At 51.9% G+C, this 285-nt stretch carries 1 protein-coding gene; it reads left to right on the forward strand.

What is annotated here, in order from left to right:
• Window positions 1-136: tetratricopeptide repeat protein (locus ACYP03_RS25760; RefSeq protein ID WP_459782642.1), on the forward strand; the 136-nt coding region annotated here is incomplete at its 5' end.
• Window positions 137-285 lie beyond the last annotated feature (149 nt).

Consider the following 285-nt stretch of genomic DNA (forward strand, 5'->3'; position numbering starts at 1 on the left):
TAAAGTGGCTGAACTGCGCGGTGATATTTTGCTGCAGAAAGGGGATAAATCAGCGGCTCGTGATGCTTATATCAGCGCACAGCAGCTGGGTGCGTCTCCGGCACTGCAAATTAAACTTGACGATCTGGCCCAGTAAAGGCGACAGAGTATGCGAAAGCTATTGAAGCAAGCTGTAGCGCTCGCTGTCGCTATTGGTGTATTGAGCGGCTGTGCCAGTGAAGAAGAAGCGGTGCAAATGGCGCCTCTTCCTGCGGTTGAAAACCAGTTCACTCCTGTTCAGGACTG

The organism is Photobacterium sp. R1, from assembly GCF_054600795.1.